This window comes from Streptomyces griseiscabiei (genome assembly GCF_020010925.1).
Classification (GTDB): Bacteria; Actinomycetota; Actinomycetes; order Streptomycetales; family Streptomycetaceae; genus Streptomyces; species Streptomyces griseiscabiei.
Genome location: NZ_JAGJBZ010000001.1, coordinates 603,721 through 623,738 on the forward strand (window position 1 = coordinate 603,721; position 20,018 = coordinate 623,738).

The window sequence follows — 20,018 nt, forward strand, 5'->3', positions numbered from 1 at the left end:
TCGAAAGGCGGGGGCGTGTGGACACATCTGCGCGGGGGCGGGCTCCGGACAACCGGCCGTACTTCTTTCTCAGTTACGCGCACACTCCGCCCTCCGGACCCGACAGCGGCGACCCCGACCACTGGGTGCACACGCTGTACAAGGATCTGTGCGCGGACGTCCTGGCCCTCACCGCTCATCCGCGGGGGACGCCCGCGGGGTTCCTGGACCGGGAGATGCGGTCCGGGGAGGGCTGGCCGGACCGGCTCAGCGAGAACCTCGCGCACTGCCGGGTGTTCGTCCCGCTGTACTCGCCCCGCTATTTCTCCAGCGACAACTGCGGACGCGAGTGGTTCACCTTCGACGAACGCATCCGCGAGGCGCGCAACGCCGGCCTCGGCGACATCCCGGCCATCGTCCCGGTGCTGTGGACGGGCATGGACCTCGAAGGACTCCCCGAGTCCGTGCGGCAGATCCAGGTCGAGCGCAGCAAGTTCGGGGAGCGTTACTCGTCGTACGGGATCTACGGGTTGATCAAACTGAAGCGGCTGCGCGACGAGTACGAGGAGACCGTGTACGGGCTCGCCCAGCGGATCGTGCACGTCGCCGAGAACACACCGCTGCCGTCGAGCCGGCCCCGGCCGTACGAGTCCACGCACAGCGCGTTCCGTCCGCACGGCGAGGGGCCGCGCCGTATCCATCTCACCGTGGTGGCGCCCAACCGGAGTTCCGTGCCGGAGGGCAGGGACTCCGTCCCCTACGGCGAGGACGCGACGGAGTGGAATCCGTACCACGGCGAGTCGCGGCGCCCGCTGTCCGCGCTGGCGGAGGAGCTGATCCGGTCCCTCGACTACCGCATCACCGTGTCGGACTTCGACCTCCCGGACCCCGGCACCGACGGGCTCACCGCGGTCGCGTCCGAGGCCGACGGGACCGGGCAGCCGCCCGAACCGCACCCGGGAATCCTGCTGCTCGACCGGTGGGCGCTGCTCGACCGGGACCGCCGACACCGGCTCAAGACGTTCGACTCGTCCGCGCACCCCTGGGTCGGCGCGATCGTCCCCTGGAACCGCCTCGACCTCCAGTGCCGCGGCGAACAGGGCGAGCGGCTGCGGGAGGACCTGGAGGACACCCTGCCGCTGATCCTGGAGCGGGGGCGCCGCGCCAAGTGCTGGGCCGCGGTCAACGGCGTACCCACCCTGAAGCAGTTCACCGACATCCTGCCGGTGGTGGTGGCCCAGGCGACCCGGCAGTTCCTGAAGCACGCCAAGGCCCATCCGCCGCCCGGTCCGGCCACCCCCCGGCCGCGGCTGAGCCTCGCCGACCCCAGCCACCTCGATGCGGATTCCGACCACGGAGGACAGGCATGACGGCCCGCAAGGACGGACGCATCATCACCTTCTACTCGTACAAGGGGGGTACGGGCCGCACGATGGCCCTGGCCAACGCGGCCTGGATCCTGGCCGCCAACGGCAAGCGGGTCCTGGCCGTCGACTGGGACCTGGAGGCCCCGGGCCTCGACCGTTTCTTCCAGCCCTTCCTCGATCCGAGCGTTCTCGCGTCCACCACCGGCGTCATCGACATGATCACCGAGTACTGCTGGGCGGCGACCACCGGCGGCCCGCGCAGCGGCCCCTGGCACCGGGACTACGCCCGCGTCGAGCCGCACGCGGTCTCCCTCGGCCCCGAGCGGCTCGGGCTGTCCTTCCCCGAGGGCGGCTCGCTCGACTTCCTGTCCGCCGGCCGCCGCAACCGGGAGTACTCGGCGGCCGTGTCGTCGTTCGAGTGGGACAACTTCTACGAGCGGCTGGGCGGCGGGCAGTTCCTGGACGAGCTGCGGGCGGACATGAAGGCGTCGTACGACTACATCCTCATCGACAGCCGCACCGGCCTGTCGGACAGCGCGGACATCTGCACCATCCAGATGCCGGACGTCCTCGTCGACTGCTTCACGCTCAGCGGCCAGTCGCTGGACGGGGCCGCCGCGGTGGCCCGCAGCGTCGAAGGGGGCCAGCACAAGCGGCGGATCAGGGTGCTGCCGGTGCTGATGCGCATCGACGAGGGCGAGAAGCGCAAGGTCGACGCGGGACGGGCGCTGGCGCGGCTGCGGTTCGAGGGGCTGCCCCGCGGCATCGACGGCGAGGAGCTCGGCGCCGAACAGCAGGACGCCTACTGGGGTGCCATGGAAATCCCTTACGTACCGTTCTACGCGTACGAGGAGACGCTGGCGACGGTCGGTGACAAGAGCAATATCGCCAACTCCCTGCTGTCCGCCTTCGAGCGGTTGACGAAGGTGATCTCCGACGGCGAGATCACCGCCCTGCCACCGGTCCCCGAGCCGGTGCGCCAGCGCTGTCTCGAGGCGTTCACCCGACGGCAGCCGATGACGGACATCGTCGTGGTGTACGCGGCGGAGAACCGGATGTGGGCGGACTGGGTGGAGGCCGTCCTCCGGCAGACCGGCTGCAACGTCACCCTGCACGACGTGTCCACCGGGCCGCCGGAGCGGCTGGACCCGGCGTCGCGGGCCCTGCTGCTGCTGTCCCACGCCCTGCAGAAGTCCCGGCACGCCCAGCCGGTGCTGCGCTCCCTGACCGACACGGCCCTCGCGATCCCGCGCGCCACGACGGTGCCGCTGCGCGTCGACGAGGTCCGCTTCCCCGATGTGCTCGTGGACCAGGAGCCGGTGGACCTCTACCGCTTCGACGCCGACCAGTGCGTCGCCGCCCTGCTCGCGGCGCTGAAGCTGCCGGAGCGGCCCGACGACCTCGCCGCCGTGGAGCCCCGCTTCCCGGGCAGCGCCCCCACCGTGTGGAACGCGCCGCAGCGCAACACCACGTTCACCGGCCGCAGCGGAATCCTGGACGAGCTGCGTGAGCAGCTGCGCGGCGGGGCGTCGGCCGTGGGCACCCAGCCCAAGACCCTGTTCGGTCTCGGCGGCGTCGGCAAGACACAGGTCGCCCTGGAGTACGTGCACCGGTTCATGGCCGACTACGACCTGGTGTGGTGGATCTCCGCCGAGCACGGCGACGGCGTCACCTCCGCCCTCGCCGAACTCGGCGCCCGGATCGGCGCGTCCGGTGGCGACGACATGACCCTGGTCAGCCAGGAGACCGTCCGGATGCTCGCCGAGGGAACACCGACGAAGCGCTGGATCCTCGTCTTCGACAACGCCGACAACCCCGAGGAACTCACCCGGTTCTTCCCGCAGGGCGGCGGCGGGCACATCCTCGTCACCTCCCGCAACCAGACCTGGGAGCAGCGGGGCGCCTCACTGCCCGTCGACGTCTTCTCCCGGCACGAGAGCGTCGAGCACCTCTCCCGGCGCGCCCCCGGGCTGAGCGCCGAGGAGGCGGACCGGGTCGCCGAGGCGGTCGGCGACCTGCCGCTGGCCGTGGTGCAGGCGGCGGCCTGGCTCGCCGAGACCGCCACCCCCATCGAGGAGTACCTGCGGCAGCTGAACGAGCAGACCGCCGGCGTACTGGACCTCAACCAGCCCGCCGACTACCCGCAGACGGTGGCGGCGACCTGGAACATCTCCATCTCCCGGCTGAGGGAACGCTCCCCCGCCTCGGTGCGGCTGCTGCAGCTGTGCGCGTTCATGGCCCCCGAGCCGATCTCCTCGCACCTGCTGTACAGCCGGGAGATGCTCGACGAGCTGAAGAAGGTCGACCCGAGCCTGCAGGAGAGCCTGATGCTGGGCCGGGTCATCCGGGAGATCGGCCGCTTCGCCCTCGCCAAGGTCGACCAGGCCAGTACCAGCATCCAGGTCCACCGGCTGGTGCAGGCGGTGATCCGCTCCCGGCTCTCCGAGGAGGAGCAGCGGCAGGCCCGGCATGTCGTGCACACCATGCTCGTGGGAGCCCGGCCACCGGGCGACGAACCCATCGACGACGCCGAGACCTGGCCCCGCTTCGCCATCATCTGGCCCCATCTGAACGCCTCCGAGCTGCGCGACTGCCATGAGGTCGAACCCCGCCGGCTGCTCATCGACCGGGTCCGCTACCTGTGGAAGCGCGGCGACTTCCCCGGCGCCCGGAATCTCGCCGAGGACCTGCTGGGGCACTGGAAGGAGACGCTCGGCGAGGACGACATGCAGTACATGTACCTGCACGGGCAGCTCGCCAACGTGCTGCGCACCCAGGGGCGTTTCGTGGAGGCGTGCGCCATCGACGAGGAGGTGCGCGAGCGGCAGCTGCGGGTGCTGGGCCCCACCCATCCGCACACCTATGTCACCACCTCCAGTCTCGCCAGCGACCTCGCCGCCCTCGGCGAGTACACCAAGGCCGTGAAGCTGGCCCGCGAGGCCCACCAGGGATTCAGCCAGATCTTCCACGAGTCGCACGGCCGGACGCTCAACGCCGCGAACAACCTCGCGCTCGCGCTGCGCATGGTCGGCCACTACGACGAGGCCCGCGACGTCGACCAGGACACCTACGCCCGCCGCCGGGAGGTGCTCGGCCCCGACCACCCCTACACCTTGGTCTCGGCCCAGGGCCTCGGCCGCGACCTGCGGGAGGTCGGCCGCTACACCGACTCGGTGGCGGTCCTGTCGGAGGCGTACGAGACCCACAAGCAGATCCTCGGCAAGGACTTCCCCGGCACGCTCAGCTGCGCGAAGTCGCTCGCCGTGTCACTGCGGCGGGCAGGCCAGTTCGTCGACGCGCGCCGCCTCACCCAGGCGACGCTCGCGCAGTACCGGACCCAGTACACCCGGGACAAGTATCCGGACCCGATCCCGGACTCACTCGCCTGTGAACTGAACCTGGCGGCCGACCTGTACGCCGCCGACGAGCCCGACCGGGCGCGGGACACCGTCCGGGGTGTGCTGGAGCACTATGTGAAGGTCCCGGGCCGGGAGCACCCCTACACCCAGGCCGCGCTCAACAATCTCGGCATCTATCTCTGGGCCTGCGGGGACGCCGAGGAGGCCGAGGAGGTGTTCCAGCAGGTGACCGGGCGGATGGCGGCGGGGCTCGGCGAGGAGCATCCGCACACGCTCTTCGCCCGCGCCAACCACGCCAACGTCCTGGCGGAGAAGGGCCGTCCGGAGGAGGCGTGGGCCCTGGAGGAACCGGCCCGCAACGTCCTCAGGTCCGTCCTCGGCCCGCAGCACCCGGAGACGCTGGCCGTCATCAGCAACTCGGCGCTGACGCTGCGCTCGCTGGGCCGCGAGGAGGAGGCCCAGCGGCTGCGCGAGGCGACCCTCGCCGAGCTGCGCCGGCTCGGGCAGAAGCTGGGCGAGGGCAACGGGATCACCCGGCTGGTGGGGCAGCGGCGGCGGGTGTACCGGGACCTGGAGCCGCTGGCGGTGTGAGGGGGCGCGTCCTGAAGTCCCTGGGGCGCCCCCCTGTTTCCGCTTTCCGCTCAGGCCGCCGCGGGCGCCGTCGCTACCAGGAGCCAGCTCAGCACGTCGGGCAGGGCCCGGATCGCGGCGAAGTGCGCGGCGGCGGGTTCGTAGACGGTGACGGCGCCGGGGATGCGGTCGGCGAGCCAGGAGGAGTGGGCGGAGGGGGTGAAAACGTCCTTTCCGGCGTGCCAGAGCAGTACCGGGACCTTGATCTCGGTGGGGTCGAACCCCCAGGGGCCGGTCAGCGCGAGCGCGTCGTCGATCCAGCCGTACGGTGAGGTCCGCAGCGCCTCGTGGTAGTTGCGCAGCAGCATCGACCGGATGCCGTTGTCCGAGACGATCAACCGGTCCTCGTCCGTGAGGTCCCCGCGCAGTTCGTCGAGGAGCCGGGCGGGGTCGGACCGGATCGCGGCCGACCGTGGAATCAACCGGGCGACGAATCCCCGGGGATCGGTGAGCACCGAACGGAACTCCCGGACGTTGTGCGGCGCCATCCCCGCGAACCAGTCGAGCCCCTCCGCGTCCTGCGGCGCGAGTGTCACGAGCGCGGCGGCCCTGGTCACCCGGTGGGGCAGCAGCGCGGCACAGGCCAGCGCGTGCGGGGCCCCGCCGGACCGGCCCACCACGGCGAAGCGGTCCAGCCTCAGCGCGTCCGCGACGACTTCGACGTCCTCCACGACATCCACGACCCGCCGCCCCGAACGCCGGTCCGAGCCTCCGTACCCGGGCCTGTCGTAGCTGATCAGCTGTGCGCCTCGGTGGTAGAGGAACATGGACCGGGGCCTCGGCCCCACCCTGCTCCCCGGCATCCCGTGCAGCAGGAACACCGGCCGTCCGTCCGGATCCCCCGCGCACTCGACCCGCAACCGGCGCCCGTCGGCCGTCCGGACATGGTCCGGCGTCCGTACGAGGTCATGCACAGCGCTCCCCCTCCCTCGGTCCGCGGACCGGGACCACGCTGCCCGAAGATTTCCCGCGCGCCTACCCCGCGAAACGAATACGCAGGTCAAATAGGGCCTGCGCAAAGAGACCTGATTGAGCGTCAGTTATGGCTTGACTTCACCGGTTCCGCACGTCAGATTCGAGGCTCCGCACACCCCTGGGCGAAAGGGCGCCCCTCGCCGTCGCCGGGGAACAGCACGGCCACCGTCCCTTCGTGAGGCTGGAGCGTCCGGCATGTCCAAGAGCGCGGAATCCGAGAGACGTACGGGTGCGGAGACGGGACCCAGTCGGCGGCGGGTGATCGGTACGGCCGCCGCGGCGGGTGTCGCGGTCGCGGCCGGCGGGGTCGCGGGGAGCCCGGCCGCGGCGGCCGCACCTCCCCTCCTCGGCACCTACGACGTCGTCGTCATCGGCTCCGGCGCGGCCGGGATGACCGCCGCGCTGACGGCGGCGAAGCAGGGGCTGAGCTGTGTCGTCGTGGAGAAGGCGCCCACGTACGGGGGGTCGGCGGCGCGGTCGGGGGCCGGGATCTGGCTGCCGAACAACAGCGTGATCAAGGCGGCCGGGGTGCCGGACACCCCGGCCAAGGCGGCGCAGTACCTCGCGGCCGTGGTCGGGGACGAGGTGCCCGCCGACCGGCAGAAGGCGTTCCTCGACCACGGGCCCGCCATGCTGTCGTTCGTCATGGCCAACAGCCCACTGCGGTTCCGGTGGATGGAGGGGTACAGCGACTACTACCCGGAGCTGCCGGGCGGGTTGCCGAACGGGCGGTCCATCGAGCCGGACCAGTTCGACGGGAATCTGCTGGGGGACGAGCTGGCCCGGCTGAATCCCGCATATCTGGCCACACCGGCCGGGATGGTGGTCTTCAGCGCCGACTACAAGTGGCTCGCGCTGGCCACCGTGAGCGTGAAGGGGCTGGCCGTCGCCACGGAGTGCCTCGCCCGGGGCACCAAGGCCGCGCTGCTCGGACAGAAGCCGCTCACCATGGGGCAGGCACTGGCGGGCGGACTGCGCGCCGGGCTGCTCGGCGCGAACGTACCGGTGTGGCTCAACTGCCCCTTGACCGACCTGTACGTGGAGAACGGGACGGTGACGGGCGCGGTCGTCACCAGGAACGGCTCCGCCGGACTCGTCCGCGCCCGCCGGGGCGTGATCGTCGGTTCCGGCGGCTTCGAGCACAACGCGGCCATGCGGGCGCAGTACCAGGAGCAGCCCGTCGGCACCCAGTGGACGGTGGGGGCCAAGGAGAACACCGGGGACGGGATACGGGCGGGTCAGCGGGCGGGTGCCGATCTCGCGCTGATGGACGACGCCTGGTGGGGCCCGGCCGTCGACACCCCGGGCCAGGCCTGGTTCTGTCTCGCCGAACGCACTCTGCCCGGGGGGCTGTTGGTCAACGGCTCCGGTGCGCGGTTCGTCAACGAGGCGGGGCCGTACAGCGATGTCGTCCACACGATGTACGAGAAGGACACGGCGTCCGCCGCGCACATCCCGGCCTGGCTGATCGTCGACCAGAACTACCGCAACCGGTACCTGTTCAAGGACATCCTGCCGACCTTCCCGTTCCCCGACGCGTGGTACGACGCCGGGGCCGTCCACAAGGCCTGGTCGATCGACGCGCTGGCCGGCGCGATCGGGGTGCCCGCCGCGGCCCTCCGCTCGACCGTCGACCGCTTCAACTCCCTTGCCCGAAAAGGGGACGACACGGACTTCGGGCGCGGCGACAGCGCGTACGACCACTACTACACGGACCCGTCCGTCGCCCCCAACTCCTGCCTCGCGCCCCTGTGGCTGCCGCCCTACTACGCCCTGCGGATCGTCCCGGGCGATCTGGGCACCAAGGGCGGCCTGCTCACCGACGCCCGCGCCCGCGTCCTGCGCCCGGACGGCTCGGTGATCCCGGGCCTGTACGCGGCCGGGAACGCCAGCGCCGCCGTGATGGGCCGCAGTTACGCGGGCGCCGGATCGACGATCGGTCCGGCGATGACCTTCGGCTACGTGGCGGCGCTGGACCTCGCCGGGAAGCTCTAGGCCGGGTCCGCGAGGCCTCCGGCCGCGTCGAGCCTCAGGTCGATCCACGGGATCGTGTCGCCGTCCAGCAGATAGCGCTCGACCTCCACGAAACCGTGGTCGAGCGCGAACCGCAGGCCGTCCCCGTTCGACTCCAGGACACAGGTCTCGATCACCCGGGCGCCCAGTTCCCGCGCCCGCCGCACCGCCCGCTCGTACAACTGCTCGCCGAACCCGCGCCGCCGGTGTTCGGCGAGCACACGGGCGATCACCGTGGCCGTGGCCGGCTCCCCCTCCGGCGGGCGCACCGTGGAGTTGCCGACGAGGACGCCGTCGGCGTACGCGAGTTCCAGATGGTTGCGCACGGCGCGTTCGCGGACGTCGTCGAGGGAGAGGAGGTGGGCCGGGACGATCGTGTTGTGGACGTGCCGCCAGGCTTCGAGTTCCTCGTCCCCGGCCGTGCCGTCCACGCGTCTGATCTCTAGGTCGCTCACCCCCGCAGCCTAGGCATCGTCTACGTGTCGAGCAGCGCGTACGCCCGTACCGGGAAGGTGCCCATGCCCTCGACGGCCGGCGGCGCGGCGTGGAAGCGGAAGCCCTCCGGGGGCAGTTGCTCCAGTCCCCGCAGGTGCTCCACGACGGGAATGCCGGCGCCGAGCAGGCCCGTGTGGGCGGGGCGGGTGCCGTCGTCGGTGTCGTCGATGTTGAGGGTGTCCATGCCGACGAGGACGGCACCCCGGTCCACCAGCCAGGCGACGGCGTCGGCGGTGAGGTAGGGGTGGCCGTGGCCGTACCGCTCGGTGCCCCAGTGCCGGGCCCAGCCGGTGTGGATCAGCACCGCCCGGCCGGTCACGTCGTACGGCAGCAGCGTCTCCCGGTCCACGGCCCGGCCGCGGTCGGCGATTCCCTCGACGCGCACGACGACCCCGTCGAGGTCGGTCAGCCGGTCGAGCGGCAGCCCGGAGAGGTCCTGGCCGTCGTCGAAGCGGTGGTGCGGGCTGTCGACGTAGGTGCCGGTGTTGGACACCATCGAGATACGGCCCATGGCGAACTCGGTGCCCGGCGCGTAGATCTCCCGGGACGCCTCCCGGGTGAGGTGTTCGCCGATCTCGGGCCCGGGGAGGCCGGGATAGGTGATCATCCCGTGCCGGATGGGGTGGCTGAGGTCGACGATCCGCCGTTGCTGGTTGCTCATGCCCCGATCATTCCTACAGCTCCACTTCATCACAAGCAAGATTTACTGAAGTGTCGCTACAGTACGGCTTATGGAACTGGACCCCCGCAGACTGCGCGTCCTGCACGCCGTGGCCCTGCGCGGGGGTGTGGTGGACGCGGCGAAGGTGCTGCATCTGACGCCGTCGGCCGTGTCGCAGCACCTAGCCCAACTGGAGCGGGAGGTGGGCCAGCCGCTGGTGGACCGTTCGCGGCGCCGGGCGGGGCTGACCCCGGCGGGCCGGCTGCTGGCGGCGCGGGCCGAGCGGATCGAACGGGAGCTGGCCGAGGCGCGCCGGGAACTCGCCGAGCTGACCGGCCGTTCGACGGGACCGGTGACGGTCGCCGCGTTCTCCTCCGCGGTCTGCCATCTGCTCGTCCCGGCCGTCGCCGCCCTCGCCCACGACCACCCCGGTCTGGAGCCGAGGGTGGTGGAGGCGGAGGGCCCGGAGGCCCTGCGCGAGCTGCGCACCGGCGGCCTGGACCTGCTGGTCGTCGAGTACGACGGCGCCGACCCCGAGCCGCACGAGCAGGGGCGGGGCCTGGCGTCCGCGCCGGTCGCCGACGACGAGTACCGCGTGGTCACCCCCGCCGACTGGTCGCCGACGCCCCGCTCGGTCCGCGATCTGGCCGACCGTCCCTGGGTCGCCGCCCCGCCCGACACGGCGTGCGGACGCGCCCTGGCCCGGATCTCCGCCCAGTACGGCTTCACCCCGCACCGCGCCCACACCGCCGTGGAGTTCCCGACCACGCTGGCCCTGGTCCGGGCGGGCCTCGGCGCGGCCGTCGTCCCCACCCTCGCCCTCACCGACGCCCCGCCCGAGACCGTGGCCCTCCCCACGGTCCGGGTGGCGGGCCACCGCCGTATCGCGGCGGTCTGGCCCGCCTCCCCGTCGGGCCCCCAGCCCCGCACCGCGGCCCTGGTCCAGGCCCTCCAGCAGTCCGCCCTGCACCTGGGCCTCACCCCCGCCCCCTGAAAAGGGTGTGGTCGCCGTCATGAGGCGATACCCCCCGGCACCGGGGCGAGGTGTCCGTCCGCACCGGGGCGGCGGGTGGCGCACAGCAGCGCGGCCCAGCCACCGGGGTCGGCGAAGTGGGCGCCACCCGCCGGGAGGACATCCAGGACGATCCGGTCGGGGCGCAACAGCACCGCGTCGGCCCGGCCGGCGCGCAGCGCGCCTTGGACCTGGGCCTCACCCCCGCCCCTGAAAGGGGTGTGGTCGCCGTCATGAGGCGATACCCCCCGGCACCGGGGCGAGGTGTCCGTCCACGCCGGGGCGGCGGGTGGCGCACAGCAGCGCGGCCCAGCCACCGGGGTCGGCGAAGTGGACGCCACCCACCGGGAGGACATCCAGGACGATCCGGTCGGGGCGCAACAGCACCGCGTCGGCCCGGCCGGCGCGCAGCCAGGCGGCGAGGGTGCCGTCGTCGTGCAGCGCCCGTACGTCGACGAGGCGGGCGCCGAGGCCGTCGGCGACGGCCCGCAGCGAGGGCGTGGGCGGTACGGCGGTCAGGACGGCGAAGGAGTCGCCGAGCACATCGTCCAGGCGGACCCGGCCGCCGTCCTCGGCGGCGACCCAGGGCTGCGGACAGTACGTGCCGCCCAGGGCGGGGCGGAGGCGGCCCCGGCGCGTCAACGGGCCGTCGCCCAGGGGGCGGCCGAGACCCCGGCCGAGCGCGGTCGTCACCGCCGGCACCCGGCAGGCCGCGCCCACCACGGTCCGGCGCAGCGCCGCCGCCCCGTCCTGGCCGCCGGTCATGGCCCAGCCGGTGGTGACCGCCAGCCGGATCATATGGCGGGCGTGCGGCTTGCGTTCGCGTTCATAGGTGTCCAACAGCCGTTCGTCGGCGCCCTGTCGGAGGACCCTGGCGAGCTTCCAGCTGAGGTTGCGGGCGTCCCTGATCCCCGCGCACAGCCCCTGGCCCACGAACGGCGGCGTGAGGTGGGCGGCGTCACCGAGCAGGAAGACCCCGCCCCGGCGCCACCGGTCGGCGATCCGGGCCCGGAAGGTGTACGCGGACTGCCGTACGACCTCGAAGTCGGCCCCGGGGGACGGCATTCGGCGGAGATCGACCCAGGGCGCGACCAGTTCCCGCAGCCGCTCCCAGGCCGGCTCGTCCTCGTCGCCGAGCCGGAACTCCCAGCGGTAGCGGTCCTCGCCGATCCGCATGAAGGTGGCCGGCCGGTACGGGTCGCAGACCTGGTCGACGCCCTCCCAGCAGCGGACCGGAAGGGTGGTGCGGACATCGACGACGGTCCAGCGTTCCTCGAACCGCAGGTCCTCCCAGACGGATCCGATGGCCTGCCGCACCAGGCCGTCGGCGCCGTCGCAGCCGAGGACGTAGTCGCTCGACAGGCTGTGCCGCACACCGTTCTGACGGTAGGTCACCTGCACTGGACGACGGCCGGGTCCCTCGTCCCCCGGCGTCACCCCCTCGACCTCCACCCCGCCGCGCAGTTCGCACTCCGGGTGCCGGGCCAGGGCATCGCGGAGCAGCCGTTCCAACTCGGGCTGGTCGAACATGCTGGTCTCGGGGTGACCGTGGCGGCCGTGCGCGGAGCGCGGGAACTCGCCGATCCGGCGGTGGCGTCCGTCGAGCAGCCGCAGCCCGCGCCCTGGGCGGGCGATCGCGTCGAACGCGTCGGCGACACCGGCTGCCTGGAGGACGCGGCGCACCTCGTCGTCCATGGCGACGGCTCGCGGCAAGGGGTGGACGCCGTGGTGGCGTTCGAGGACGACGGTACGAACGCCCCGCCGGGCGAGCAGCAGGGCGGCGGTCACGCCCACGGGCCCGGCCCCGACGATGACGACGGGGACGCGCGCCGGTCCGGGCCCGGTCGCTCGCGGTCCGGTGATCTGGTCGGCGGTCATGTGCGGCTCACTTCGCGGGTCTCAGGGCGCGTCGGTCGCGTCGGTCGTGCCGGTCGTGCCGGTCGCGTCGGTCGCGTCGGTCGCGTCGGTCGCGTCGACGACGGGGGTGTGCTGGGCCCCGAGGTCGATCCGGCCGTCCGCCGTGGCGATGGTCGCGGTGATCACATCGCCCTCGCGCAGATAACGGGGGTTGCGGGCCTGGCTCCTGAAGAACGCCTTCCACCTCACCGCGGGCGGCAGCAGCGCGCCGGCCTTCTCGACCACCTTGGGCGGCGCCTTCAGGGCCGTGCCGCCGGGGGTGCCGGTGAGCAGCAGGTCCCCGGGGGCGAGGGCCTGGAAGCGGGCCAGCAGCGTCAGGGCCCGCGCCGGGCGGACGATCATGTCGGCGAGGGTGCGGTCCTGCCGCAGGTCGCCGTTGACGGCCAACCGCAGCCGCAGGTCGAGGAGTCGGTCGAAGTCCTCCGGCTCCAGCAGGGTCAGATGGGGACCGGTCGGGGTGAAGGTCGGGTAGGACTTGCTCTCGTAGAACTGTGTCTTCGTCAGCTGGACGTCCCGTCCGCTGATGTCGTTCGTGATCACGAGCCCGGCGACGTACGAGGGCAGGTCCCGCTCCCCGACGACCGTGCCGACGGGCAGCGGTGCGCCCATGACCAGGCCGAGTTCGATCTCGTAGTCGAGGAACTCGATGTGCGCCGGGCGGACGACCGGCTCGCCGGGGCCGCTCACCGAGCCGGACGCCTTGCGGAAGAAGGCGGGCGGGATGTCACCGGTGAAGCCCGATTCGCGGGCGTGGCTGCGGTAGTTGACCATCTGGGCGACGACCCGGCAGGGGGTGGTGACCGGGGAGAGCGCGGTCAGCTCGGCGAGGTGCGTACCGGCCTCGCCGGAGTGCGCGGCCTCCCGTGCCGCCTCCCGTACGGCCTCCCGGTCCGCCAGGAGTTCGGCGGTGGTGACGGCCCCGGTGGCGACGGGGACGGCCCGCTCGCCGAGGGCGACCCACCAGCCTCCCTCGGTGCGCAGCACGTTGGTGCTCATGAGTTCACGGCTTTCAGCAGGCCCAGCAGTCGGGCGGGGTCGAGTTCGTTGTCACCGCGCAGGGCGTGCAGCACCTCGCGCAATCTGGCCGGGGACGGCGTGGCACCGAGGAAGTCGCGGGTGGCGGGCGGGCCCCACTGGGCCAGGCCGCTGGTCGACATGGGCGCCCAGCCGGGTTCGAGGTCGCGGGAGAAGAGGTCGCCGTCCGCGAAGTGCTCCAGCATGAGGTGGTCGGGGTCGCGCCAGTAGTCGAAGAGCTGGCTGCCCTGGATGTGCCGCCCGATGCCCCAGCTGCGCCGGTGGCCGCGCTCGGCCAGGTACTCGCCGCCGGCCGCGATCGAGTCCAGGTCGGTGACCTGGTAGGCCGAGTGGACATAGCCGCTGCCCGGTCCCAGGTGCATCGCCAGGGTGTGGTGGTCGACGGCCAGTGAGCCCTGGTCGCAGCGCATGAACGCCATCGTCGGACCGCGGCCGCGCTGCCCGTCCAGGAACAGGAAGTCGGAGACGATCAGGCCGAGGGTGTCCAGGTACCAGTCGAGGGCGCGGGCGAACACCCGTGTCTCCAGGACCACATGGCCCAGCCGCTGGATCCGCGACGGCTCACGCGGTGGCCGCTGGGTGGCGTCGACCCGGCGGTGTTCGGTGCCGGAGTTCAGGGTGAGCGCCCGCTGTCCGGGCAGCTCGGGCAGGCTCTCGGCGCAGTGCACCACCCGTACCGGCAGGCCCGACGGGTCCAGCAGGTCGACGGCGCGCCCGCCTCCGGGTACGTCCGTGTCCCGTACGGCGGTGCCGGTGGCGCGGGCCAGCCGGTCCAGGTCCCCCCGCTCGGCCGCCCGGAACGCCGGGCCGACGAAACGGGACGTACGGCCGCGCCGGACGACCACGCAGGGCGGGCCCCCGAAGGTGCCGCGCAGCCACAGCTCCTGCGCGCCGCGGACGGCGGTGCCGAATCCGAAGTCATGGGCGAAGACCTCCGCGCGGTCCAGGTCGGGCTTCTCGAACTCCAGCCAGGCCAGGTCCGCCACCTTGATCACGGGGTTTCTGGACCGGCCGGGATGCTCGCCGCGCAGGGCGCCCCGCTCACTGTGGAGGTCCTGGTGGGCTGTCTGGGACATGGTGTCGTCCTCCGAGCAACATGGTCGATTTCATCGGTCGAGTGATTGATTGATGAAATCATCAAGTTTGATGCAGTGCTCGTCAAGGGGGCGACCAGGCCAAGTGATGGATTCATCAGAACTGCGACCGGCTTCGCCGCCGTGGCTAGACTCGGCGTATGTCGACGTCAGCCCCGCCCAGCAACCGCTTCGAACGACGGCGCGCCGAGACCCGCCGGGCGCTGGTGCGCGCGGCACGGCGGATCCTCGCGGAGACCGGTGACACCGGCGCCAGCATCCAGACGATCGCCGAGCGCGCGGATGTCGGTTTCGGCTCCTTCTACAACCACTTCTCGTCGAAGGCGGAGCTGTTCGACGCGGCGGTGGCGGACGCGCTGGAGGAGTTCGGCCGGACCTTCGACGAGTGGCTGACCGGTATCGACGATCCGGCGGAACTGATCGCGGCCGGCTTCCGGTTCAGCGTCCGGATGGTCGACTCGCACCCGGAGCTGATGCAGGTCCTGCGCCACCGGGGTCTCCAGCACATCCACTCCGACCAGGGACTGGCGCCCCGTGCGCTGCGCGACCTCCAGGTCGGCATCGCCTCCGGCCGCTTCCTGCCGTCCGACCCGGTCGTCACGCTCGCCGCGATGGGCGGCTCCCTGGTCGCCCTGGTCGAGCTGCGCTTCAACCGCCCTGACCTCGACCCCGACGAGGCCGCCGCCGACCTGGCCGAGCTGGTCCTGCGCATGCTGGGCGTCCCCCCGGACGAGGCCCGTGCCGTCGCCCGGCGCCCGTTGCCCGGGGGCGCGACCGGCTGAAGGGGATCTGGGCCGAGGGTGCGTCGGCGGGTGCGGGTGGGTGGGGGCTGGTCGCGCAGTTCCCCGCGCCCCTGAAAAGCAGGGGCTGCGCCCCTGCTTTTCGCCATGAAAGGGCCGCAGGCCTCTTTCAGGGGCGCGGGGAACTGCGCGAGAAGCCCCCACCCACCCGCACCCGAACCACCGCCCCTCACACCCCGGCTTCGACGCGCTCCGTCCCCTCCCCCACAGCCCCCTTCTTCCCGAAGCCCCACCGCCCCGGCAGCACCGCGAGGACGATCATCGTCCCGGCGGCCATGATGATCCCGCCGATCAGGCTGGTCTGGGCGACACCGTGCGCGAAGGCCTGGTGGACGGCGTCCACGACCGCCTGCGCCTGCTGGGGACCGGCGGACGGGTCCTGGGCGACACGCTCGGCGACGGCCAGGCCCCCACCGACGGAGTCCTTGGCCGTGTCCATCGCCGCCGCCGGAAGCCGGTCGCCGACCAGGCCGGTCAGCTCGTCCCGGTAGGCCGTGCCCAGCAGCGAGCCCAGCACCGCGATACCCAGCGCGCCGCCGAGCTCCAGCGCGGTGTCGTTGGCACCGCCGCCGACGCCCAGCTCGGACTCGGGGAAGGAGTCCATGATCGTGTCGGTGGCCGGGGAGACGCTCAGCCCGATCGCGAAGCCCAGCATCATCATGGGCGCCAGGAAGTCGGCGTACGTCGAGCCCGTGTCGACCGCGGTGAGCAGGAACACGCCCGCCGTGCCGATGACCATGCCGGTCACGACCATCGCCTTCACGCCCAGCCTCGGCGTCAGCCTCCCGGTGACCACGGCCCCGAGGAACACCGCACCGGCCAGCGGCAGCAGCCGTACCCCGGTGTCCAGGGCGTCGTAGCCGAGGACGAACTGCAGGAACTGGGTGGAGTAGTAGATCGCGCCGAACGTACCGAAGAAGAAGAACAGCACCGCCAGCATCGAGCCGCTGAAGGGCCGCTGCGCGAACTTGCGGACGTCCAGCATCGGGTGCGGGTGCCGCAGCTCCCAGGCGACGAAGGCGAGCAGACCGGCACCGGCGACGACGGCCGCGGCGACGGGACCGGCGCCCCAGCCGAAGTGCGGGCCCTCGATGGCCGCGTACACCAGCGATCCGACGGAGACGATCGACAGCAGACCGCCGACGTAGTCGATCCGGCCCATCCCCTCCGCCTTCGACGGCGGCACCAGGACGAGCGCGCCGACGACGGCGACGAGCGCGATGGGCACATTGATCAGGAACGTCGATCCCCAGGCGTGGTCCTCCAGGAGCCGGCCGGCCACCAGCGGGCCCACGGCGATCGCCAGCCCCGAGGTCGCGGTCCAGGCGGTGATCGCCTTGACCCGCTCGCTCCGGGGGAAGGTCGCGACCAGCAGCGACAGCGTGGCGGGCATCACGACCGCCGCGCCGACCCCCATGATCGCGCGGGCCGCGATGACCAGTGAGGTCTCGTCGACCAGGCTGCCCATCACCGAACCGCCCGCGAAGATCACCAACCCGGTGACCAGCGCGCCGCGCCGGCTGTACTTGTCGCCGATCGAACCCAGCACCAGCATCAGCGCCGCGTACGGGACGGTGTAGCCGTCGACGACCCACTGCAGATCACTGCTGCTCAGCCCCAGATCGGTGGTCATGTCGGGGGCGGCGACGATCAGCGACGTGTTCGCCATCACCACGATCAGCAGGCTCAGGCACAGCACGAGCAGCGCCCACCAGCGCCGTGCGTACGGCCCGGTCATCTTCTCCACGGGGGTGTTCGCGAGGAAGGGCATCGGAAGCTCCTAAAGGGACGGGGGGACGAGCGGCAGCACTTAATTGCTCATCGATGTGCAGACTAGTTTATTGCCCATCGGTGTGCAACTATCGCGATATCTCTCCCTCCTCCCCCTCCCGAGGTGCCGATGTGACCACCCGACCGGCACGGACACCGCCCCCGCCGCACCCGCCGCCGTACGCCCCACCACCCCCACCCGCGCCCCCACCCGCACCCCCACCCCTGCGCCGGGACGCCCGCGCCACCCGCGCCCGGATCCTGGAGGCGGCCCGGCGGGAGCTGACCCGCGACCCCGACAGCCGTCTGGAGGACATCGCCGGGGCCGCCGGTGTGGCCAGGCGCACGGTCTACGTCCACTTCGCCGGCCGGGCCGCGCTCGTCGAGGGCCTGGCCGCCGAGGCGGCGGAGGCGATCCGCCTCGCGGTCACGGGCGCCGCCGACGCGACCTCCGACGCCGCGACCTCCGACGCCGCGACCGACCTGGCGCGTCTGGTCCTCACCGTGTGGCCGGTCGGCGACCGCTTCCGCACCCTCATCCGGCTGGCCCGCCAGGACCTGGGCCCCGACCGCGTCAACGCCCTGCTGGCCCCGGCCCGCGATCTCGTCACCGGGGTCCTCGCCCGGGGCCAGCGGCAGGGCGCGTTCCAGACCACGGTCCCGCCCGACCCGCTCGGCCGCGCCATCGAGGCCCATCTGCTGGCCCTGCTCGACTGCGTCAACCGCGGCCTCTGGGCCGACGACGGCACCGGCGCCGCCACCGCGGCCCTGATCGCCGCCGGGGTCGCCCCGGACACCGCCGCCACGAAGGTCGACGGCCTGCGGGGCCCCGCCTCCACCCGGGCGGCCACCACTGACACCCCGTTCCGCTGAAGGGAAGACCCGTGTACCGATCCCGCCGCGACGCCGACTTGGGCTACGACTATGCGTACGAACCCGGCGACGGCCCGACGTACGACCCGCAGGACCCGCCACCTCCCCGCGACCGGCGGGCGACCTGGGGCAGCGACTCCACTCCCCGCCCCCACCGTCGGCGCCGGCGCCCGCTCGCGATCGCCGCCGCCTCGCTGGCCGCCCTGGTCCTCGCCCCCGTCGCGGTCGACGGGGCCGTGGCCGCGCGGATCGAGTCACGTACGGCGGAGGCCTTCCAGAAGGGCATGGGCACGCCCGCCCGGCCGGAGGTCGAGGTCCATGGCTTCCCCGTGATCGCGCAGGCCGCCACCGGCACGCTGGACCGGGTGGACATCACCGCGCACGACATCCCCGCCGACGACTCGGACCGCCCGCTCCCCGTGACCGAACTCTCCCTGGAACTGGACGGATTGACGAAGTCGGACGACGACAGCCAGGCCCACGCCCGGACGGCGGAGGCGACCGCCTTCCTGTCGTACGCCGATCTGTCGGACGCCCTCGGCCTGGAGATCTCCCGGGGCTACGGCACCGACCGGGTCCGCGCCCGCGTCCTGACAACCCTCGGCTTCGAGGTCACCGCGACGACGACGGTCTCGGCGGCCTCCGGCAACCGGGTCGCCTTCGAGGACTTCAGGGTCGCGGGCCGGGTGGCCCTCCCCGAGGCCGGCGAGAAACTGCTCGACCGGATCTTCGCCGAGCCAGTCCCCCTGCGGAACATCCCCGAAGGCCTCCACCTGCGCTCGGTCACCCCGACGGACAAGGGCCTCACCGCCCGCTTCTCCGGCAGGTCGGTCACGTTCCACCCCGACGCCGACACCCAGAGCACCCAGAGCACCCAGGACACCCCGCCGCACGGGACGGCGTGAGGCCGAGAGCCGTACTCCGTCACCCCATACGACAGGAAAAGCTCAGGCGTCGTCGGCGGGAAGGTCCGCGGCCATCGCCGACGCGACCTCCTCGACCACCGCGCCCGCCCGCTTCTCGGGCACCCCGGCGGCGATGAGGGTGGCGATGGCGATCCGATGCCCGTCGCCGTCCTCCAACGCACCGGTGTTGACCGCCTCCAGGAGCGCGACATGCATCGCCTCGAGTCCCGCGCTCTGCACGGCGGGCGGCAGGTGGGAGTGGAAGACACCGTCCCGCTGCCCACGCGCGAGGATGGCGGCGACCGCCTCACGGGCCGGCCTCAGCACCTCGGCGACACGCTCGGAGCCCAGGTCCCGCCGGGCCAGCGACAGCAGCATCCGGTACCGGTCCCCCACCGGCCACATCGTGAACACGAACTGCGCCAGCGCCCGCTCGGCCGGCTCCGTCGGCTCCGGCCCGGCCGACACGGTCACGCGCAACGTCTCGGCGGCCTCCTCGGCAAGGGCCTCCAACAACGCCGCCCGCCCCGGGAAGTGACCGAAGAGGGTCCGCCGCACGACCCCTGCGGCCCGCGCCAGCTCCTCCAGCGTGATGTCGGGGTTCCGCCCCAACTCCTCACGCGCCGTGGCCAGGATCCGCGCCCGATTCGACCGCGCATTACGACGCATCGGCTCACGGGCCACGGACTTGGTCACTGGGCCACCCTCGGAGGATCGATCGACACGGAGACAGAGACAGAGACCCCATTTTGTCACGCCGCCCCGGACGGCCCCGGAACAACCGCGGGACTCCTGCCCTGCCCGACGAAGCCGCCGGTCAGAAGGTTTCTGCACGCGTAGCGCGCGGTGGGGGGTGGGACTCGAACCCACAGCCGACGAATTATGAGCTCCGGCGATATCGATACGCCTAATTCCGGCCCGTGTCGCTCCCTGTCGGGCACTGCCGATATTTGCTGGTCACCGCACTGCCCTGCTCCCCCGTGGGCGCCTGGGTCGTACCGTCTTCTATGGCGTTCTGACGGGCACTTCCGGGGCGTTCGGTTGAGCACTGACTGAGCAGAAGAGCCTCCGACCTGCAGGTCGGAGGCCTTGTCTCATCTCCTCAACGGTACGCCTTCACCGGCCCGTTGTCA

The 20,018-nt window shown here is 72.4% G+C and carries 16 protein-coding genes; 7 read left to right on the plus strand and 9 right to left on the minus strand.

The window, feature by feature from the left end; genetic code table 11:
- Positions 1–17 precede the first annotated feature (17 nt).
- Positions 18–1,349, plus strand: a complete 1,332-nt coding sequence (locus tag J8M51_RS02570) for a TIR-like protein FxsC (protein WP_179202997.1) — start codon at positions 18–20, stop codon at positions 1,347–1,349.
- Positions 1,346–5,296, plus strand: coding sequence for an FxSxx-COOH system tetratricopeptide repeat protein (gene fxsT / locus J8M51_RS02575; RefSeq protein WP_086754718.1), 3,951 nt, complete (start codon positions 1,346–1,348; stop codon positions 5,294–5,296). The genes J8M51_RS02570 and fxsT overlap by 4 nt, the downstream gene beginning before the upstream one ends.
- 50 nt (positions 5,297–5,346) lie before the next feature.
- Here the strand turns inward: fxsT and J8M51_RS02580 are convergent, their stop codons facing one another.
- Positions 5,347–6,249, minus strand: a complete 903-nt coding sequence (locus J8M51_RS02580) for an alpha/beta fold hydrolase (RefSeq protein ID WP_086754719.1) — start codon at positions 6,247–6,249, stop codon at positions 5,347–5,349.
- A 256-nt stretch (positions 6,250–6,505) separates the two neighbouring features.
- On the opposite strand from J8M51_RS02580, the gene kstD reads away from it, so the two are divergent.
- Positions 6,506–8,305, plus strand: coding sequence for a 3-oxosteroid 1-dehydrogenase (gene kstD, locus J8M51_RS02585; protein ID WP_086754720.1), 1,800 nt, complete (start codon positions 6,506–6,508; stop codon positions 8,303–8,305).
- Here kstD and J8M51_RS02590 read toward each other — a convergent pair.
- Complete coding sequence (locus J8M51_RS02590; RefSeq protein WP_086754721.1) at positions 8,302–8,778, minus strand: GNAT family N-acetyltransferase; 477 nt, start codon at positions 8,776–8,778, stop codon at positions 8,302–8,304. The genes kstD and J8M51_RS02590 overlap by 4 nt on opposite strands.
- 20 nt (positions 8,779–8,798) lie before the next feature.
- Positions 8,799–9,479, minus strand: a complete 681-nt coding sequence (locus J8M51_RS02595; protein WP_236067897.1) for a cyclase family protein — start codon at positions 9,477–9,479, stop codon at positions 8,799–8,801.
- A gap of 70 nt (positions 9,480–9,549) precedes the next feature.
- Here J8M51_RS02595 and J8M51_RS02600 point away from each other — a divergent pair, with 70 nt between their 5' ends.
- Positions 9,550–10,473, plus strand: coding sequence for a LysR family transcriptional regulator (locus J8M51_RS02600; RefSeq protein ID WP_216590610.1), 924 nt, complete (start codon positions 9,550–9,552; stop codon positions 10,471–10,473).
- A gap of 17 nt (positions 10,474–10,490) precedes the next feature.
- On the opposite strand, the gene J8M51_RS02605 is transcribed toward J8M51_RS02600, so the two are convergent.
- The 4 genes from J8M51_RS02605 to J8M51_RS02620 all read right to left on the minus strand — a co-directional run bounded on the left by J8M51_RS02605 (position 10,491) and on the right by J8M51_RS02620 (position 14,519).
- Complete coding sequence (locus J8M51_RS02605; RefSeq protein WP_267298933.1) at positions 10,491–10,646, minus strand: hypothetical protein; 156 nt, start codon at positions 10,644–10,646, stop codon at positions 10,491–10,493.
- Between the two features lie 76 nt (positions 10,647–10,722).
- Positions 10,723–12,369: a bifunctional 3-(3-hydroxy-phenyl)propionate/3-hydroxycinnamic acid hydroxylase MhpA gene (mhpA, locus tag J8M51_RS02610; RefSeq protein WP_267298934.1), complete on the minus strand. Its 1,647-nt coding sequence runs from the start codon at positions 12,367–12,369 to the stop codon at positions 10,723–10,725.
- Between the two features lie 21 nt (positions 12,370–12,390).
- The gene (locus J8M51_RS02615; protein WP_086755435.1) at positions 12,391–13,404 is read right to left on the minus strand and encodes a fumarylacetoacetate hydrolase family protein; all 1,014 of its coding nucleotides are present in this window, start codon (positions 13,402–13,404) and stop codon (positions 12,391–12,393) included.
- Positions 13,401–14,519 (minus strand): VOC family protein, encoded by a 1,119-nt coding sequence (locus J8M51_RS02620; RefSeq protein WP_086755436.1) that lies wholly within the window; start codon positions 14,517–14,519, stop codon positions 13,401–13,403. The genes J8M51_RS02615 and J8M51_RS02620 overlap by 4 nt, the downstream gene beginning before the upstream one ends.
- Before the next feature lie 158 nt (positions 14,520–14,677).
- On the opposite strand from J8M51_RS02620, the gene J8M51_RS02625 reads away from it, so the two are divergent.
- The gene (locus tag J8M51_RS02625) at positions 14,678–15,319 is read left to right on the plus strand and encodes a TetR/AcrR family transcriptional regulator (RefSeq protein ID WP_086755437.1); all 642 of its coding nucleotides are present in this window, start codon (positions 14,678–14,680) and stop codon (positions 15,317–15,319) included.
- Between the two features lie 187 nt (positions 15,320–15,506).
- Here the strand turns inward: J8M51_RS02625 and J8M51_RS02630 are convergent, their stop codons facing one another.
- On the minus strand, positions 15,507–17,108 hold the full coding sequence (locus J8M51_RS02630) for an MFS transporter (RefSeq protein ID WP_267298935.1): 1,602 nt from the start codon (positions 17,106–17,108) through the stop codon (positions 15,507–15,509).
- A gap of 131 nt (positions 17,109–17,239) precedes the next feature.
- On the opposite strand from J8M51_RS02630, the gene J8M51_RS02635 reads away from it, so the two are divergent.
- Together J8M51_RS02635 and J8M51_RS02640 are read left to right on the plus strand one after the other, a co-directional pair.
- Positions 17,240–17,980, plus strand: coding sequence for a TetR/AcrR family transcriptional regulator (locus J8M51_RS02635; RefSeq protein ID WP_317852972.1), 741 nt, complete (start codon positions 17,240–17,242; stop codon positions 17,978–17,980).
- Between the two features lie 11 nt (positions 17,981–17,991).
- Positions 17,992–18,885, plus strand: a complete 894-nt coding sequence (locus J8M51_RS02640) for an LmeA family phospholipid-binding protein (protein ID WP_256966126.1) — start codon at positions 17,992–17,994, stop codon at positions 18,883–18,885.
- 42 nt (positions 18,886–18,927) lie between these two features.
- Here the strand turns inward: J8M51_RS02640 and J8M51_RS02645 are convergent, their stop codons facing one another.
- Positions 18,928–19,581 (minus strand): TetR/AcrR family transcriptional regulator, encoded by a 654-nt coding sequence (locus J8M51_RS02645; RefSeq protein ID WP_179203404.1) that lies wholly within the window; start codon positions 19,579–19,581, stop codon positions 18,928–18,930.
- Between the last annotated feature and the right edge of the window lie 437 nt (positions 19,582–20,018).

Coding starts and splice junctions, on each gene's coding strand:
- J8M51_RS02620 (WP_086755436.1), bottom strand. CDS start 14,519: ATGTCCCAGACAGCCCACCAGGACCTCCACAGTGAGCGGGGCGCCCTG.
- fxsT (WP_086754718.1), top strand. CDS start 1,346: ATGACGGCCCGCAAGGACGGACGCATCATCACCTTCTACTCGTACAAG.
- J8M51_RS02625 (WP_086755437.1), top strand. CDS start 14,678: ATGTCGACGTCAGCCCCGCCCAGCAACCGCTTCGAACGACGGCGCGCC.
- mhpA (WP_267298934.1), bottom strand. CDS start 12,369: ATGACCGCCGACCAGATCACCGGACCGCGAGCGACCGGGCCCGGACCG.
- J8M51_RS02630 (WP_267298935.1), bottom strand. CDS start 17,108: ATGCCCTTCCTCGCGAACACCCCCGTGGAGAAGATGACCGGGCCGTAC.
- J8M51_RS02595 (WP_236067897.1), bottom strand. CDS start 9,479: ATGAGCAACCAGCAACGGCGGATCGTCGACCTCAGCCACCCCATCCGG.
- J8M51_RS02600 (WP_216590610.1), top strand. CDS start 9,550: ATGGAACTGGACCCCCGCAGACTGCGCGTCCTGCACGCCGTGGCCCTG.
- J8M51_RS02615 (WP_086755435.1), bottom strand. CDS start 13,404: ATGAGCACCAACGTGCTGCGCACCGAGGGAGGCTGGTGGGTCGCCCTC.
- kstD (WP_086754720.1), top strand. CDS start 6,506: ATGTCCAAGAGCGCGGAATCCGAGAGACGTACGGGTGCGGAGACGGGA.